The organism is Streptosporangium carneum, assembly GCF_027922005.1.
Taxonomy (GTDB): Bacteria; Actinomycetota; Actinomycetes; order Streptosporangiales; family Streptosporangiaceae; genus Streptosporangium; species Streptosporangium carneum.
This window is the reverse complement of record NZ_BSEV01000013.1, coordinates 160,256-176,137: the sequence shown is the minus strand read 5'-3', so window position 1 is coordinate 176,137 and position 15,882 is coordinate 160,256. Positions and strand designations below refer to the sequence as shown.

The 15,882-nt window shown below is 71.2% G+C and carries 16 protein-coding genes; 9 read left to right on the top strand and 7 right to left on the bottom strand.

Annotated elements, in window-relative coordinates; all coding sequences use genetic code 11:
* Positions 1 to 3: 3 nt before the first annotated feature.
* Positions 4 to 807, top strand: coding sequence for a polysaccharide deacetylase family protein (locus PKF00_RS26125; RefSeq protein WP_271220276.1), 804 nt, complete (start codon positions 4 to 6; stop codon positions 805 to 807).
* On the opposite strand, the gene PKF00_RS26120 is transcribed toward PKF00_RS26125, so the two are convergent.
* Positions 711 to 1,973 (bottom strand): acyltransferase family protein, encoded by a 1,263-nt coding sequence (locus PKF00_RS26120; RefSeq protein ID WP_271220275.1) that lies wholly within the window; start codon positions 1,971 to 1,973, stop codon positions 711 to 713. The two genes, PKF00_RS26125 and PKF00_RS26120, sit on opposite strands and share 97 nt — an antisense overlap.
* A 318-nt stretch (positions 1,974 to 2,291) precedes the next feature.
* Here PKF00_RS26120 and PKF00_RS26115 point away from each other — a divergent pair, with 318 nt between their 5' ends.
* Positions 2,292 to 2,657 (top strand): nuclear transport factor 2 family protein, encoded by a 366-nt coding sequence (locus PKF00_RS26115; RefSeq protein WP_271220274.1) that lies wholly within the window; start codon positions 2,292 to 2,294, stop codon positions 2,655 to 2,657.
* Between the two features lie 163 nt (positions 2,658 to 2,820).
* Complete coding sequence (locus PKF00_RS26110) at positions 2,821 to 3,234, top strand: hypothetical protein (RefSeq protein WP_271220273.1); 414 nt, start codon at positions 2,821 to 2,823, stop codon at positions 3,232 to 3,234.
* A 66-nt stretch (positions 3,235 to 3,300) separates the two neighbouring features.
* Here the strand turns inward: PKF00_RS26110 and guaA are convergent, their stop codons facing one another.
* Complete coding sequence (guaA, locus tag PKF00_RS26105; protein ID WP_425582355.1) at positions 3,301 to 4,890, bottom strand: glutamine-hydrolyzing GMP synthase; 1,590 nt, start codon at positions 4,888 to 4,890, stop codon at positions 3,301 to 3,303.
* A 167-nt stretch (positions 4,891 to 5,057) separates the two neighbouring features.
* Here guaA and PKF00_RS26100 point away from each other — a divergent pair, with 167 nt between their 5' ends.
* On the top strand, positions 5,058 to 5,804 hold the full coding sequence (locus PKF00_RS26100; protein WP_271220271.1) for an SDR family NAD(P)-dependent oxidoreductase: 747 nt from the start codon (positions 5,058 to 5,060) through the stop codon (positions 5,802 to 5,804).
* A 147-nt stretch (positions 5,805 to 5,951) separates the two neighbouring features.
* Positions 5,952 to 6,887, top strand: coding sequence for a C45 family autoproteolytic acyltransferase/hydrolase (locus PKF00_RS26095; RefSeq protein ID WP_271220270.1), 936 nt, complete (start codon positions 5,952 to 5,954; stop codon positions 6,885 to 6,887).
* On the opposite strand, the gene PKF00_RS26090 is transcribed toward PKF00_RS26095, so the two are convergent.
* On the bottom strand, positions 6,884 to 8,404 hold the full coding sequence (locus PKF00_RS26090) for a DUF885 family protein (protein WP_271220269.1): 1,521 nt from the start codon (positions 8,402 to 8,404) through the stop codon (positions 6,884 to 6,886). The two genes, PKF00_RS26095 and PKF00_RS26090, sit on opposite strands and share 4 nt — an antisense overlap.
* Positions 8,405 to 8,710: 306 nt before the next feature.
* Between PKF00_RS26090 and PKF00_RS26085 the strand changes: the two genes are divergently transcribed.
* Entirely contained in the window at positions 8,711 to 9,118 is a 408-nt protein-coding gene (locus PKF00_RS26085; protein WP_271220268.1) for a hypothetical protein, read from the top strand.
* Between the two features lie 29 nt (positions 9,119 to 9,147).
* Here PKF00_RS26085 and PKF00_RS26080 read toward each other — a convergent pair whose 3' ends face one another.
* Complete coding sequence (locus tag PKF00_RS26080; RefSeq protein WP_271220267.1) at positions 9,148 to 10,548, bottom strand: pyridoxal phosphate-dependent decarboxylase family protein; 1,401 nt, start codon at positions 10,546 to 10,548, stop codon at positions 9,148 to 9,150.
* 231 nt (positions 10,549 to 10,779) lie between these two features.
* Between PKF00_RS26080 and PKF00_RS26075 the strand changes: the two genes are divergently transcribed.
* Positions 10,780 to 11,172 (top strand): VOC family protein, encoded by a 393-nt coding sequence (locus PKF00_RS26075; protein ID WP_271220266.1) that lies wholly within the window; start codon positions 10,780 to 10,782, stop codon positions 11,170 to 11,172.
* A gap of 138 nt (positions 11,173 to 11,310) precedes the next feature.
* On the opposite strand, the gene PKF00_RS26070 is transcribed toward PKF00_RS26075, so the two are convergent.
* The 3 genes from PKF00_RS26070 to PKF00_RS26060 form a co-directional block, all read right to left on the bottom strand.
* Positions 11,311 to 11,724 carry a type II toxin-antitoxin system VapC family toxin gene (locus tag PKF00_RS26070; RefSeq protein WP_271220265.1) on the bottom strand — a complete coding sequence of 138 codons (414 nt, stop codon included), beginning with the start codon at positions 11,722 to 11,724 and terminating at the stop codon, positions 11,311 to 11,313.
* A complete protein-coding gene (locus PKF00_RS26065) occupies positions 11,721 to 11,945 on the bottom strand; it encodes a FitA-like ribbon-helix-helix domain-containing protein (RefSeq protein WP_271220264.1) in 225 nt (74 codons plus the stop codon). Before PKF00_RS26065 ends, PKF00_RS26070 begins: the two co-directional genes overlap by 4 nt.
* A 120-nt stretch (positions 11,946 to 12,065) precedes the next feature.
* Positions 12,066 to 13,448 (bottom strand): alpha/beta hydrolase family protein, encoded by a 1,383-nt coding sequence (locus PKF00_RS26060; protein WP_271220263.1) that lies wholly within the window; start codon positions 13,446 to 13,448, stop codon positions 12,066 to 12,068.
* Between the two features lie 239 nt (positions 13,449 to 13,687).
* On the opposite strand from PKF00_RS26060, the gene PKF00_RS26055 reads away from it, so the two are divergent.
* Both PKF00_RS26055 and PKF00_RS26050 read left to right on the top strand, forming a co-directional pair.
* Complete coding sequence (locus PKF00_RS26055) at positions 13,688 to 15,073, top strand: sensor histidine kinase (RefSeq protein WP_271220262.1); 1,386 nt, start codon at positions 13,688 to 13,690, stop codon at positions 15,071 to 15,073.
* On the top strand, positions 15,070 to 15,741 hold the full coding sequence (locus tag PKF00_RS26050) for a response regulator (RefSeq protein ID WP_271220261.1): 672 nt from the start codon (positions 15,070 to 15,072) through the stop codon (positions 15,739 to 15,741). Before PKF00_RS26055 ends, PKF00_RS26050 begins: the two co-directional genes overlap by 4 nt.
* Positions 15,742 to 15,882: the final 141 nt, after the last annotated feature.

Here is a 15,882-nt window from a genome sequence, read left to right as displayed (position 1 = left end):
CTCATGAAGTCTCCCGCCCGACTGCTCCTGGCCGCCTCGTGTACGGCGGCCCTGCTGTCCGCGCCCACCGCAGCGTGGAGTGCTGAAAAGCCGAAAGCGGACAAGACCAACTCGGTGGACTGCACGAAGGTCAAGTGCATCGCGCTGACGTTCGACGACGGCCCCGGCAAGTACGCCGACAAGCTGCTCGACACTCTCAAGAAGACCAAGTCGAAGGCCACGTTCTTCCTCGAGGGCCAGTACGTGAAGTCCAGGCCCGCCTTCGCCAAGCGGATGGCCCAGGAGGGCCACGAGCTGGGCAACCACAGCTACACCCACCCTCACCTGCGCGACCTGGACGAGGACAGGATCCGCGAGGAGCTGACCCGGACCCAGGAGATCGTCAAGCAGGCCACCGGCAAGACGCCGACGATGCTGCGCCCGCCGTACGGCGAGCTGGACCAGCGGGTCCAGGCGATCGCCAAGGAGATGCGCCTGCCGATCGTGCTGTGGAACGGCGGCTCCCGCGACTGGGCGACCAAGAACGAGAAGGCCATCTACGACGAGGTGCTCAAGAACGCCAAGCGTGACGGGGTCATCCTCATGCACGACTGGGTGGAGCAGACCGTCAAGGTGATGCCCAAGCTGATCGCCGCGCTGCAGAAGCAGGGCTACCACATCGTGTCGGTCTCCTCCCTGCGCGGTGCCGGGAAGCTGGAGCCCGGCGACATCTACCCCGCGGACGCCGACCTCGAGAGGCTCTCCGCGGACACGCCGACCTCGGAGGACGGGCCCGGCGCGGCGGAGTCTCCGGCGGACGGCCTCTGAGCCAGCCTCCTGCCCAGCCGCTGCATGGGCAGCTCGACGTAGCGGTGACTGAGCCAGCTCAGGCCCAGCGTCACCGCCACGACGGCCGCCGACAGCGTCACCTGCGTCGCGAGCGGCATGAACCGCACGTCGCCGACGACGGCGAAGACGAGCTTCAGCAGCGGATGGTGCAGGAGGTAGAGCGAGTAGCTGACCAGTCCGAGCCAGACGAGGAAGCGGGGAAGGCGACGTTCGCGCAGGGCCATGGCCCCGGCGAACGTCGCCCCCGCGAGCGCCGTCGTGGTGAGCCACACACCGGGCTCGGCCCACCACCAGTCCGCCTGGATCGACCACACCGGCGCGAGCGCCACGAGCACGGTCGCGACGAGAACCGGCAGGAGCCCGCCCTCGCCCTGCTCCCAGCGGCGGATCGCGGTCCCGATGAACATCACCGCCAGGATCGCCGCCCCCATCCACGGCGTGAACCCGGCGAAGACCGTGAGCACGACGGCCATCACCCCGAGAACGCAGGCGGCGAGGGTCCTGAACCGGCCGCTGATCAGGCAGACCATGCCCACGCAGAACAGCGCCCCCGACACGTGGGCGGGCCATGATCCCGTGACCGACGGCCCGTACAGCACCAGGCCCGCCACGACCGCCACGACGCCGAAGCCCACGGCGAGGACCCCGCTCCCCCGGTGCAGCCCGCGCACGAACAGCGCGGTCACCAGCAGGTAGAAGACCATCTCGTAGGAGAGCGTCCACATCGTGTCGGTCACGCCGCCCATGTGCACGACGTCCAGCAGCATCGTGACGTGCCCCGCGACGGCCGACAGGTCGCGGGGCACCTGTTCGCGGACCGGCAGCCAGAATCCCATGACCAGGACGAGGGCCACGACGACCAGGTAGATCGGGTAGAGCCGGAACGCCCTGCCGATCCAGAAGGCGCGGACGTCCCCGCGACTCTCCAGCGACACCGGGATGATGTAACCGCTCACCAGAAAGAACACCATGACGCCGTACATTCCGAGGTTGAACCAGTATGGTCGGAGCACGGGCAGGAACCAGGGCAGCAGGTGTTCCAGCAACACCGCGACGGCGCCGAGCCCGCGGAGTGCGTCCAGCCAGGCCAGCCGCGCGCCGGGCGCGGTTCGAGAGGGCAGGGGGACAGCGGCGGGATTCGACACCCGCCCCAAGGTACCCACCCATTCCCTCCTAAACCGGATTAACCCCTACAAAGAACCCCAATCTTTACAACTCCCACTCCCAATCCCTATGGTCCGGCCTCCGTCCTGGCGGGCGGGCGTCAGGCCAGGCCTTCCGATGCCGGGGACCGCGCACGCGGATCGCCGACGGTCGGCGGAAGCCGGTGGCGCCCGAAGAGACGGATAGGGAGCCCCGGAAGTACCGGTGGATGACTGATTCCTCCAGCCGTGGATCTCCGTAGCGTTTGACCTGCGAGAACGACAGCGGAAAACACCGCAGGCACCGAGGAGGCACACGACATGGGCGACACCGTCAAGCTGGTCGAGCGCTACATCGCCACCTGGAACATCACCGACGCCGCCGAGCGCCGCGCGGAGATCGACGACATCTGGACCGAGGACGCCCGCTACGTCGACCCCCTCGTCGACGTGACCGGACGCGACGCGATCGACGCGACCGTCGCCGCCGTCCAGGGGCAGTTCCCCGGGCTGGTCTTCACCCTGGGCGACGGCGTCGACGCCCACCACGACCTGGTCCGCTTCACCTGGAACCTGGGCCCCGAGGGCGGCGAGGCGATCGTGGTCGGCTTCGACGTCGCGGCGCTGACCGAGGACGGGCGCATCAGGACCGTCCACGGCTTCCTCGACCGGGTGCCCGCCGCCTGATCCCTCCGGGTTCCGCCCCCCGGCCACCGGCCCCCGTGATCCCCGTCCGGCCCCGTGATCCCCGTCGCCCCCCGGAGGGGCGCGTCCGCCCCTCCGGCCCGTCCCGGCTCACCTCCGTCGCGGGCCGACCACCTCACAGCAGCAGATCGGAAAGGACTTCGACATGGCCTCCATCGCCCCCGCCACCCCTCCCACCACCGGCACCGGCAAGCTCCTGCGCCTGGCCCTGCGCCTGGACGCCGTCGTCACCGGCGGCAACGGCCTGGCCTACCTGCTGCTGGCGGAACCGATCAACGACCTGCTCGGCCTGTCCGTCCCCCTCCAGCGGGGCGTCGGCGCGTTCCTCGCCGTCTACGGCGTCGCGGTCTGGCTGCTCGCCCGCCCCGCGACCGTCAACCGGACCGCCGTCCTGGGGGTCGTCGCCGTCAACGCCCTGTGGACCGTGGCGAGCGTCGCCGAACTGGCGCTGGGCGGCCTGGACGTCACAGTCGTCGGCGCCTTCTGGGTCGTCATGCAGGCGGTCACCGTCGGCGGCTTCGCCGCCCTGCAGTACCTCGGTCTCCGCGCGAGCCGGTGAGGGCCTCCGCGTCCACGAAAAAGGCGCGGCCCCCGGAGAGGATCTCCGGGGGCCGCGCCGTCGTTCCTACTCCCACTCGATGGTGCCCGGGGGCTTGCTGGTCACGTCGAGGACGACGCGGTTGACCTCGCGGACCTCGTTGGTGATCCGGGTGGAGATGCGGGCGAGCACGTCGTAGGGGACGCGGGACCAGTCGGCGGTCATGGCGTCCTCACTGGAGACGGGACGCAGGACGATCGGGTGGCCGTAGGTGCGGCCGTCGCCCTGGACGCCGACCGAGCGGACGTCGGCCAGCAGGACCACCGGGCACTGCCAGATCTCACGGTCGAGACCGGCCCGGGAGAGCTCCTCGCGGGCGATGGCGTCGGCCTCGCGGAGGATCTCCAGACGGTCACGGGTGACCGCGCCGACGATGCGGATGCCGAGCCCCGGGCCGGGGAACGGCTGACGCCAGACCATCGCGGCGGGCAGCCCGAGCTCCTCGCCCGCCCGGCGGACCTCGTCCTTGAACAGCGCGCGGAGCGGCTCGACCAGCGTGAACCGCAGGTCGTCGGGGAGCCCGCCGACGTTGTGGTGGGACTTGATGTTGGCGGTTCCGGTGCCGCCGCCGGACTCGACCACGTCGGGGTAGAGCGTGCCCTGGACGAGGAAGTCGACCGGGCCGTCGGCGAGGATGGCGCGCTGCTCGTCCTCGAAGACCCGGATGAACTCGCGCCCGATGATCTTGCGCTTCTCCTCGGGGTCGGTGACGCCGTCAAGGGCCTTGAGGAAGCGCTCCTGGGCGTCGACCACCCTGAGCTTGACCCCGGTGACGTCGACGAAGTCGCGCTCGACCTGCTCGGCCTCCCCCTTGCGCAGCAGTCCGTGGTCGACGAACACGCAGGTGAGACGGTCACCGATGGCCCGCTGCACCATGGCCGCGGCGACCGCGGAGTCGACGCCGCCCGACAGTGCGCAGATGGCCCGGCCCTCGGGGCCGATCTGGGCGCGGACCGCCTCGACGGCGTCCTCGACGATGTTGAGCATCGTCCACGAGGGACGGCAGCCCGCCGCGTCGAGGAAGTGCTTCAGGACGGCCTGGCCGTGCTCCGAGTGGAGGACCTCGGGGTGGAACTGCACGCCGTACAGACCCAGCTCGGGGTGCTCGAACGCGGCGACCGGCGTCTCCGAGGTGGCGGCCGTGACGAGGAAGCCCTCGGGGGCGGCGGCGACGCTGTCGCCGTGGGACATCCAGACCGACTGGCTGGCGGGCAGCCCGGCGAAGAGCACGCCCTCCTGGGACACCTCGAGGCGGGTGCCGCCGTACTCGGCGACGCCGGTCCTGGCCACCTGGCCGCCGAGGGCCTGGGCCATGGCCTGGAAGCCGTAGCAGATGCCGAAGGTGGGCACCCCGGTCTCGAACAGGCTCCGGGGCGCGACGGGCGCGCCTTCGGCGTAGACCGAGGAGGGGCCGCCGGACAGGATGATGGCCTTGGGCTTCTTGGCCATCATCTCCTCGACCGGCATCGTCGACGGGACGATCTCGGAGTAGACGTGGCATTCACGCACCCGTCGCGCGATCAGCTGCGCGTACTGCGCACCGAAGTCGACGACGAGGACCGTGTCGAACTCAGACACAAGACCCCCAAAGGAAACACAGCGGTTTTCCCAGTCTATCGGCGCTTGCCCGCGCGGTTACTCACCGGCCGAAAGCGGGGACAGACCGCCTACGGTCCCACGGACCGCAGAAGAGCTCGCCCGACCCGCCCTCCCCTGCCGCGACGACCAGGCGGCGGACGACGGCGGACCGGAGTGAGGCACAGCACACATCACGGAGGTGGGCCATGCCGGGCACGGGAGTCATCGTCACCGGCGGCGCGTCCGGGATCGGACGGGCCTGCGCACTGGCCCTCGCCGAGACCGGGCGTCCCGTCGCGATCTGGGACCGCGACGAGGCGGGCGCGAAGAAGACCGCGTCGTTCGCGGCGATGAACGGCGCGACCTCGGTCGCGGTCGCCGTCGACGTCACCGACGCCTCCGCCTTCCCCGCCGCGATCGCCACGACCCGCGACGTCCTCGGCTCGATCGGCGGCCTCGTCCACGCGGCGGGAGTCGTCGGCCCCGCCCCGGTCGCCGACCTCACGGAGGCGGCCTGGGACGCCGTGCTCGACGTCAACCTGCGCGCCCACGCCCTGCTGACCCGCGCCCTCCTGGACGACCTGCGGCGGCACGAGGGCTCCGCGATCGTGGGCGTCTCGTCGATCGAGGGCCTGGTCGGACAGGGCCTCGTCCCGGCGTACTGCTCCTCCAAGGCGGGACTGCTCGGCCTCACCCGGTCCATGGCGCACGAGCTGACGCCGATCCGGGTGAACGCGGTCTGCCCCGGCTACGTCGACACCCCCATGCTCACCGGCGCCGTCGACGGCGACCCGGGCCTCCTGAGCTCCTTCGAGAGGAAGTCTCCGCTCGGCCGCCTCGGCCGTCCCGAGGAGGTGGCGGCGGCCGTGCGGTTCCTGATGAGCGACGAGGCGTCCTTCGTCACCGGCGCCCACCTCGTCGTCGACGGCGGCGCCACCGCCGTCGACCGCTGACCCGGGCCGAGCCCGACCGGCCTTCTGGCCGCCCTCCTCCTCGGGCCGCCGCCGAACGTCGGCGACGGACGTTGACCCTCACACCGTGGCAGGCCCTACAACAGGCCCTGCGACGGGTGGGAGGGCATCGGCGGAGGGAGAGCTCTCATGGTCAGGACTCTGACGTTCCACGCGGTGGACGTCGGCGACGGCGGACAGGCGTGGGCGGCTCGGGCGCGGGCCGATTGGCGGCGCGTCTTCGGCCTGGTCGCGCCGGAGTCGCTGACGGACGAGGGCGCGGCGGCGGCGCTGGCGACCTTCCGGCGGCACATGCCCGAGCTCGTCCCGGTCCTGGAGCGGCTCGCCGACTCCCTCGACCACCCGTACGGCGCGGCCGTCCTCACCCACACGATCTTCAAGCCGATCTTCACCGGCTGCAGCCAGACCGTGATCGACGGAGCGCTGGTCCGCAACTACGACCTGCACCCCGACGAGTCCCCCGAGGCGATCCACCGATCACACTTCCTGCGCCCCGTGATCGGCATGGCTGAGGGGCTCTGGGGACTGCTGGACGGGATGAACGACGCGGGCCTGGCGGTCTCCCTGACCTTCGGGGGGCGCCCCGTCCACGGGCCCGGGTTCGCCTGCCCGCTGGTGGTCCGCCATCTCCTGGAGACCTGCGCCACCGCCGCCGAGGCGTGGGACAGACTTCGCGACCTGCCGGTCGTCCACCCGCAGAACCTCACCCTCGTCGACCGGAACGAGGCGATGACCGTCCACGTCGGCCCCGACCGCGAGGCGACCCGCGCCGAGGAGACCTGCACGACAAACCACCAGGACCGTCCCGTCCCCGCTGAACAGGAGAGGATCACGCGCACCGGGGAACGGCTGGTCGCGCTGCGCCGTACCGCGGCGGCCGAGGACTTCCTCAGGCCGCCGCTCTACCAGACCGACTACGACGGATGGCTGGGCACGCTCTACACCGCCGCCTACCGTCCGGCCGAGGGCCGGGTCACCTACCTGTGGCCGGGCGAGCGCTGGGAGCAGTCCTTCGCGAGCTTCTCCCCCGGCGTCCGCTCGGTCCGGGTCGGCGAGTACGGCTAGCCTTTCAGGGCGTTGCCGAGCAGGCCGAGGGGCGGGGAGCCGAGGTCGAGCATGGCCGTGTGGAAGCGTTTGAGGGTGAATCCGGCGCCCCATTCGGCCCTGGCCCGGTAGCGCAGGTCGGCGATCTCCAGCTTTCCCCAGGTGTAGCGGCCGTAGGTCGGGTCGAAGGTGGCCCGCGCCGCCTCCGACAGCGCCGCGGGACCGGCGAGATGGGTGTCGGCCTCGAAGCGGCGGGCGCCCTCCTCGACGGTCATCGCGCCGGTGTGCACGCCCACGGCACAGGCCAGCCTGGTCACCCGGATGAGCGCCTCGAGCCAGACCCCGATCTCGAAGCGCGGGTCCTCGGGGGCGAAGCCCTCCTCGACGCAGAGCTCCTCCGCGTAGTGCGCCCAGCCCTCGGCGAACGCCAGCGACATCAGTGTGCGGCGGACGTCCGAGGGGGCGTGGCGCAGGGCTCGGCCGTGGGAGAAGTGCCCCGGGGCGACCTCGTGCACGTTGATCGCCGGAAGCGTGGTCGCGCTGAAGACCTCCAGCCACTCCTCGATGTCGCGCTCGGGCCACGAGGGGTCGGGCGGGGTGACGTGGTACCACGAGGGGCCGTCGGGCTCGCCGGGCGCGGAGAAGCTCATCATCGCCATGGCCCACCTGCGCGACTCGGGCGCGACGCCGACCAGGCACTCACCGTCGTGGTAGGGCACCAGGTCCTTCTCGCGGGTGAACGCGATCGCCCGCTCGGCGCCCGCCCTGGCGGCGTCGACCACGCCGTCGGCGCCGGGGTGGTCCTTGACCAGCTCGCGGGCGACGTCCAGCGGCGCCCTGCCCTCGAAGCCGAGCCGGTCACAGGACTCGGCGAGCATCGCCAGCAGCCGGTCGCGCTCGGCGTCCGCCCGCTCCGCGAGCCTCCCGAGGTCGACCGTGAGCCCCTCTCCCGTCCCCATCAGCCTGGCCAGCCCCTCCGCCCCGAGGGAGGCGTCGGGGTCACCGGAGCGAGAGGCCTCCTCGACGTGTTCGACCAGACGGGCGTGGGCCTTCAGCGCCGCCTCGCGCACCGAATCGTCCGCGTCGGCGGGCACCCCGGAGGCCAGGCCGCGCACGGCGCCGAGCAGCGCGGTCGCGACGGGGGCGCTGAGCCGGTCGAGGGAGGCGATCGCGTTGTCCACGGCCTCGGGCCAGAGGGAGAGATGGGCGCGTTTGGCGGCGGCCCGCTCGGCCTCGGGGGCGTACTCGCGGTCGTAGGTGGCGAGGTCGAGGCTCTCCAGGTGGAGGAGCGGGCTGCGCCTGTGCAGTTCCAGCTCTTCGAACTGGACCCGCGCGGCCTCCTCGAAGGTCCGCAGGTGCGCCGCGTCGTGGAGGTCCTCGGGCAGCGGCCCCTCACCGAGCGCGGCCAGGCCCGCCCGCACCCCTGCGGGGGAGAGATCCTGAACCTGGCCGTCGTACTCGTGCCTGCCGGCCATCTCCCGGATCTGGGCGACGGCCAGATCGCACACCGCGCGCAGGCGGCTGTCGAGTTCGCTCATGGCCCCGACGGTATATCAGGGCAACCCATCGGTGATCAGGATGAAACGGCCAAGTGTCGCCTCTCCGCGCCCGACGGGGACCGGGAAGCGGGGGCGCGGAGCGCGGAGATCGGCGGAGCGTCACGGAAAGCGAAAAGCGGAAACGCCGCAAACCAAAATATGGGAGTGCACAAACAAGTGGAGACGATTCCATCGAATGCCTGGCAGGAAAACGATGATTTTTGTCGCTATTGCTGCTCATAAGCAACAAAAGAGACAAGTACTTTTACCTACACATCCCCATTCGGAGAAGGAAATGAGGTTCTTGTGCGAAAAATCATCGTCGGTCTGCTGGTTGCCTTCGCCGGTCTCGCGCTTCTCGCCGCCCCCGCCGCGGCCCAGGTGGCGAAGCCGTCCAAGGCACTGGTCAGCTGCCCCGGCTCCAAGTCGCAGACCGACGACGGGATCACCGTCCGGGTCTACTACGTGCCCTACGGCAACAACTGCCAGGTCAACCACGTGCAGGCGTGGAGCGCCCAGGGCTCCAAGTACGGACACTTCAACCTCTTCGGGCCGTACGGCTGGTCGGACAACAGCCCCACCAAGTCCTGGGGCTGGGGAGAGCCGTACGACTCCTACCCGTGGGCCATCGCCTGGCCGGGCCACCTGTGGTGCGCGAAGTTCTACGACGGCAACAACCAGCCCGTGACGGGCAACGTCTGCGTCACCATCTGACGACCCGCTGAGTCCTTCCCCTGCCGGGGTCACACGCCGGAGCCGGATCTCCCACCCCCCATCTCGCAGATCCGGTCGAGCAACGCCTCCAGCGTCTTGTCGTCCGTCGCGGGCGCCATCACACTGACGCGCAGATGGCGAACGCCGCCCACCTCGGCGGACGACAGGTGGAAGGCGCCGTCCTCCGTCAGCCGCTCCCTGATCGCGGCCTGGTCGCCGGTGCCGTACCTGAAGCAGACGATGTTGCTCTCCGGCTCGTAGGGGAGACGGAACCCCGGCCGCTCCCCCGCCAGCTCCCACAGACGGCGCGCGGCCGCGTACCGCCCTGCGACGTAGTCGCCCAGGCCGCGCTCACCGCGCCAGGCCAGGTTGAGAAAGACCTTCAGGCCCAGCTCCGCCTTGCTGCACTCGACGGTCCTGCCGATCAGGTCGAAGCCCTGGTCACCGTAGAACAGGTAACTCGCCCGCTGCCGGAAGGCGGCGTCCAGGTCGCCCTCGCGCCTGGTCAGCACGGCCGCCGCCAGGCTGGAGGTCCGCAGCATCTTGTGCGCGTCCCAGATGAGCGAGTCGGCGAGCTCGACGCCGTCGAGCAGCCCCCGGTGCTCCTCGGCGAGCAGCGCCGAGGCCCCGTGGGCGCCGTCCACGTGGAACCAGAGGCCGTTCTCCGCGCAGAACTCGCCGATCCCCCGCAGGTCGTCGTAGAGCCCGGTCGCCGTCGCGCAGGCCGCGGCCACCAGGGCCATCGGCCGGCGTCCGGCCCGCCGTACCCGGTCAAGGGCGGCGGGCAGCCGCGCGACGTCGACGCGGCCGAGGGGGTCGACGTCCAGCGGCATGACCGCCCGCTCCCCCAGGCCGAGGATCGCGGCGGCGCGGGTGAGCGAGTAGTGCGCCGACTCGGGCGCGAGCAGGGCGAGGTCGCCGGGCACCCCGTCGGTCCACGCGTCCGGTACGGCCGCCGCCCGCGCGGCCAGCAGGGCCGTGAGGTTGGCCAGCGAGCCCCCGTGGGTGAGCACGCCGCCGCCCGCCTCGCCGTACCCGACCTTGTCCAACATCCAGCGCAGGACCTCGAACTCGACGGTCGCGGCGGCGGCCCCCATCTCGTAGACCGCCATCGGGTTGTTCGCGGCGCCGTGGACGAAGTCGGCGAGCGCGGCGGGGAAGTCGGGCGCGGCGATCTGGTGGCCGAGGTAGCCCGGGTGGTGGAACCTGGTGCCCTCGTCCAGGTAGGTCGCCAGGAACTCCGCGTAGGCCTCCGGGGTCATCCCGCCCTCGCGGATCCACCGGGCGAGTCCGAGTCGCTCCGCCAGCTCGCCCGGCGGGCGTCGCCCCACGACGGGCGGCAGGCCCCGCTGGCTGCCGTCGACGTAGGCGGCCAGCTGCTCGACGGTCACACCCGCCGCCGCCACGAACTCCTCAACGTTCCAGATCACACCCGCGATACTGGTCGAATCCCCACCAAATCGCCACTTCTCCTGGGTAGGTCGCGGCCGTGTCCGCCGGGGTCGGCGCGCCGCCGATTCAACGGTCCTCCGGATAACGGCCACACACGACACTCCAGGCAGCCGTCCACCCGGCTGTGAACGCCATGACCGGTTGACGCCGCCGCCTGGGCGACCGCAGTAGGCGAAAAGATCCACAAAACAGGCCTAGGCTCGGGAGTCGTGCGAATCGACCTGTTCACGATCGTCGTGGACGACTACGACCCGGCCGTCGAGTTCTTCGTCGGCGTCCTCGGCTTCGACCTGGTCGAGGACTCACCGTCCCTGACGAACGACGGCCGGCCGAAGCGATGGGTCGTCGTCCGCCCGCCGGGCGCGGAGACGGGCGTCCTGCTCGCCCGCGCGGACGGGGAACACCAGGCCACGGCCGTCGGGAACCAGGTCGCCGGGCGGGTGGGGTTCTTCCTCCGGGTGGACGACTTCGACGCCGCGTACGAGCGGATGACGGCCGCGGGCGTCGAGTTCGTGACCCCGCCCCGCGAGGAGCCCTACGGACGGATCGCCGTGTTCCTCGACATCGCCGGCAACCGCTGGGACCTGCTCGGCCCTGCCTGACAGAAAACGGCTCGCCGCAGGGCGAAAGCAGTGGAACGGCCCGCGAGACAAAGCACTCCCGCGGGCCCACGTGATCGAGCAGATGCCTGCGGTCGCGAAGCGGGCGCCCTCCGCTCGCGCGGCGCATCGTAGAACGATCTACACCAGTGGTGGCGGGTAACGGTGGATCTCGGCCCGATGCCCTGTGGAGCCGGCGAACTTGGCGTCGTCGGTGAGAAGTGGCACCCCCAGCAGTTCGGCGAGTGCCACGTACATGCCGTCATAGGCGGTGAGATTGTTCCTCAACTCCAGCACCCGCGCCTGCAGGGGAAGCATCGGATGCCGGACGATCTTCAGCTGGGCGTAGCGCTCCAGCATGACCTGGGCCCGCCCTTCGGAGATGCGCACCTCCGGCTTACTGGTGATCACATGTCCCCGCACCACCGAAGCGATCTCCACGTCGATCAACGCCGGAGCGTGCACCTTGCGGGCCAGCCGTTGCCGAAGAAGATCGTCGCCCTTCACGTTGGCCAGCAGGCGGAAAACGATCGAGGCGTCCACGACCAGGCTCACCTGCGGCCCTCACGCATCGTTTCACGAACGAAGTCGGGGTCGTACGGCACCGGCTCGTCGGCTGCGACCTTGGCCATCACCTCGTCCATCGTCGGGGTGCTCGCCTCCTCGTTCAACAGGTCGCGCACATAGGCCGCCAGCGACTTGCCCTCGCGCTCGGCCCGCGCCTTCAACGTCCGCTCGGTCTCGTCAGGGACGTCCCTGATCTGTATGATTCCCACGCCACCACGATAGCATGCAAGATGCATGCAATCTTGAATGCACAAGCCGCGTTTCGCTCGTGGATCATCAGGGGCGGCAGGCGGGTGCGGCGGGCGGTGAAGACTGACCGGATCGTGACCCTACGCGCAGGTCCTGGTGTCCGTCGAGCAGTGCTTGACCTCGGGGTAGCGGGCCGAGGGATCGTCCAGCAGGGGTTGCGGCCTGCCGTTCAGGTGCAGGTCGAAGAAGGCGCGGACGTACCTTCGGGTGATCTCCAGGGAGCGGGCTCCGGGCACCGTGGTCCTGTGCTCGATGCCGAACTGGTCGGCCAGCAGGATGAGGTCGGTGAAGGACGCGTGCTCCGCCCCGGCCAGCACGAGCCAGCGCTTCCACCCGGTCAGGAGCTTCCAGTCGCGCTCCCATGAGGGTGCCCCTCCCGGGCCGTGCCCCTCCGAGCCGAAGAACATGAACGGCTTCGCCAGCCCGCTCGGCGGGATGGGGGCGTACGTGGTGCCGTCCGTGTCGATCCCGGCGCGGATCCGGTCGTCCTTCAGCAGGGCGGCCAGGGCGCTCGCGCCCCCCAGTGACTGGCCCGACATGCCGATCCTGGAGGGGTCGATCAGGGAGGCGCCCCTCCACTTCGGGTGCCGTCCGGTCAGCTCGTCGAGCACGAAGGAGACGTCGGCCGCCCGGCCCTCCACCGCCTTCCTGCCGAAGTCCGGTCCGTCGTCGACCTCGCACGCGGCACACGGGGTGACTCTCCCGTCGGGGAAGGAGGTGCCGTAGTTCTCGTACGTGTGGTCGATTCCGACCACCACGTAGCCCCTGCTCGCCAGGTCCTCGGCGAGGCCCGTGAGTGTGCTCCTGGGTTTGGTGTAGCCCGGGGAGAGCACCACCAGGGGCAGGCCGCGCCTGCGACCCGTCGGCTTCGCGTCGAGGAAGGCGTTGGTCCGCGTCCTGCTGAGGATGTCGAACGGCACGCCGGTCACCCCCTCCCTCCTGAGCAGGGCCTCCGACTCCTGCGGCGTCATGTACGGCGCCCGCCGCCCGCCCTGCGGCTTCTTCGCCGGGTACCACAGGGAGACCATGAGTTCCCGCGCCTTCACCTCGGGGACCCAGGGGTCGGGGCGGGAGGTGTCCTTCAGGTACAGGAACGTGGCGCCGACCGTGTGGGGACCGGTCGGCGCGGGCAGGGACGCCGCCGTGGGGACCGTCGTAGGGGGCGTCGTGGGGGCCGTCGTAGGGGCCGTCGTGGGGGCCGGGGAGGCGGCGGTAGCCGGCTCGGGCGTGGAGGAGGCGGAGGAGGCCGACTCGGAGCCGGGGGCGGCGGACGCGGGGGAGGCGAACGCGGCGAGAGCGAGCAGACCGGCGGCCGCGGCGGCCAGGCCGCCCCTGAGGGTCCGGCCGCGTGCTCTCGGCCCTCTCCTGCCGGAGCGCGCCGCCACGGCGTCCGCCCCGCCGTACTCGTCCCCGGACGCGGGCGTCGTCGCGGCGGCGCCTTCCTGCTCGGTCACATGGTCCATGGCGTTTCCGTCCTCTCGGTCGGGCCGACCGCCCGGCCGGGAGGTCCCCGTGGGCGGCCCGATGACGGGAACGAAGCTAGGCGCGGCCGGTGTCCACGCGCGTCGGCCGTCGCACCGACATCGGGTCCCTCCTGGGAACGAACCGGCGCGCTGTCATTCCCGCGATGTACTCCCCGGGGAGCACGTCATGGTCTCCGCGACGGATGTGGACCGAAGCGGGCAGAGGCGACAATGTGCCGGTGGCGGCATCTGAACGGTGGTTGTGGCGGCGGTACGTGCTGGACGCGCTGCGTCCGGCGGGGGAACCCGCCAGGCCGTCTCGCCGGGCGGTCGCCGCCGACGTGCTGCTGGCGGTCGTGCTGACCGTCGTCGCGGTGGTCGCGGCGGCGCACCTGCCCGGCGAGGAACACGGCGACGTCGAACGACCGCGTTCGGTGCTGCTCGATTCCCTGCAGCTACGGACTTCCCCGTTCGCGGACGTCGTCGTGCGGCCGTCCGAACCGGTCCTCCCCCCTTTCGAGGACGGCGACGCGAGGAAGGTCCCTGTCTTCCCCCCGTCCGTGCTCGCCGAGCCCCAGATCTACGAGCCGCCCCTGATCCTGGTGGTGCTGACGGCGTTGCCGCTGGCGCTCAGACGCCGTTATCCGCTCGTCGCCTTCTGGACGGTGCTGGCCGCGGCGCTGACCATCCACGAGGGCGCGACCTGGATCACCGTGCTGGCCTGCGCCGTCGCGGCCTACAGCGTCGTCGCGCACGGTCGCAACCGGGTGCTGGCGGTGGCCGGGCTCGTGCTCGCCGCCGTGCTGACCGGGGCCGCCTTCCGAGACGTCGCCCCCCAGTTGCCGAACTGGCTGGGACCCTTCGTCGTGCTGCTCGGCGCCGGGGTCGCCGCGAGCCTCGTCCACTTCTGGCAGCAGCAGCTCAGGGCGAGCCGGCGTCGGCTCGCCGAACTTCAACGGGCCCAGGAGGAGACCACGCGCAGGGCCGTCGAGGCGGAGCGCGCCCGGATCGCCGGGGAACTGCACGACGTGGTGACCCACAATGTGAGCGTGATGGTGATCCAGGCCGGTGCGGCGCGCAAGGTGATGGGCACGGAGCCGAAGCTGTCAGAGGAGGCCCTGCTCGCGATCGAGGCCAGCGGCAGGGCCGCCATGGCCGAGCTGCGCCACGTCATGGGCCTGCTCGCTGGTCCGGACGGCGGACGCTACGGCGGCGCGGACGACGAGCTCGAGCCGCAGCCCGGACTCGACCGGCTCGACACCCTGGTGGAGCGGGTCCGCGCCGCCGGGACACCGGTGAGCGTCACCCTGTCGCCGCCGCCGGGCACACTGCCTCCCGGTGTGGACCTGGCCGCCTACCGCGTCGTACAGGAGGCTCTGACCAACACGATCAAGCACGCGTCCGGCGCGGCGGCGTCCGTCGCGATCGGACACGACGGCGACTGGCTGGAGATCGAGGTCACCGACACCGGCGGAACGCGGGCCGCCCCGTCGCGGACCGGCAACGGCCGGGGGCTGATCGGACTGCGCGAGCGACTGACCGTGTACGGCGGAAGCCTGGACGCCGGTCCGAGGGCCGACGGCGGATACCGGCTCACGGCCCGCCTTCCGTGGACGACGGCGTGAGCGGGCCGCTGCGCGTCGTCATCGCCGACGACCAGGCGCTGGTCCGCACCGGATTCCGGATGATCCTCACCGCCGACGGCATCGAGGTCGCGGCCGAGGCGGCCGACGGGGCCGAGGCGGTCGAGGCCGTACGGCGCACCCGGCCCGACGTGGTGCTCATGGACATCCGGATGCCGCGGATGGACGGCCTCGAAGCCACCCGGCGGATCCTGGACGGCGGCGCGGACGGGACCCGCGTGCTCATCCTGACCACCTACGACCTCGACCACTACGTCTACACCGCCCTCACCGCGGGCGCCAGCGGCTTCCTGCTCAAGGACGTCACGCCCGAGCACCTGGTGGCCGCGGTGCAGCTGGTGCGCTCCGGTGACGCCCTGCTCGCGCCGTCCATCACCCGCCGCCTGGTCGAGCGTTTCGCCCGCCGCGACGAGGCGAAGGCCGTTCCGCACCGCGACCTGTCCGAGCTGACGCCACGGGAGCTGGAGGTGCTGCGTCTGCTGGCCACCGGCCTGAGCAACGCCGAACTCGCCGACCGGCTGACCCTCAGCCCGACGACGGTGAAGACCCACGTCACGCACATCCTGTCCAAACTCGGCCTCCGCGACCGCGTCCAGGCCGTGGTGCTGGCCTACGAAACCGGCCTGATCTCCCCCGGCGGCTCCGGCTGACCTTCGTGCCGGTACCGTGCCCGATCATCGACAGCGAGAGAGCTCCCGTCTCTCCGGGCTTACCTCTGCCCGCCTCGCTGTTCGACGATGTCCAGTGAGACCAGGAGCCGCCACATGTCAGTGGACGGATCCCTGCCCCTT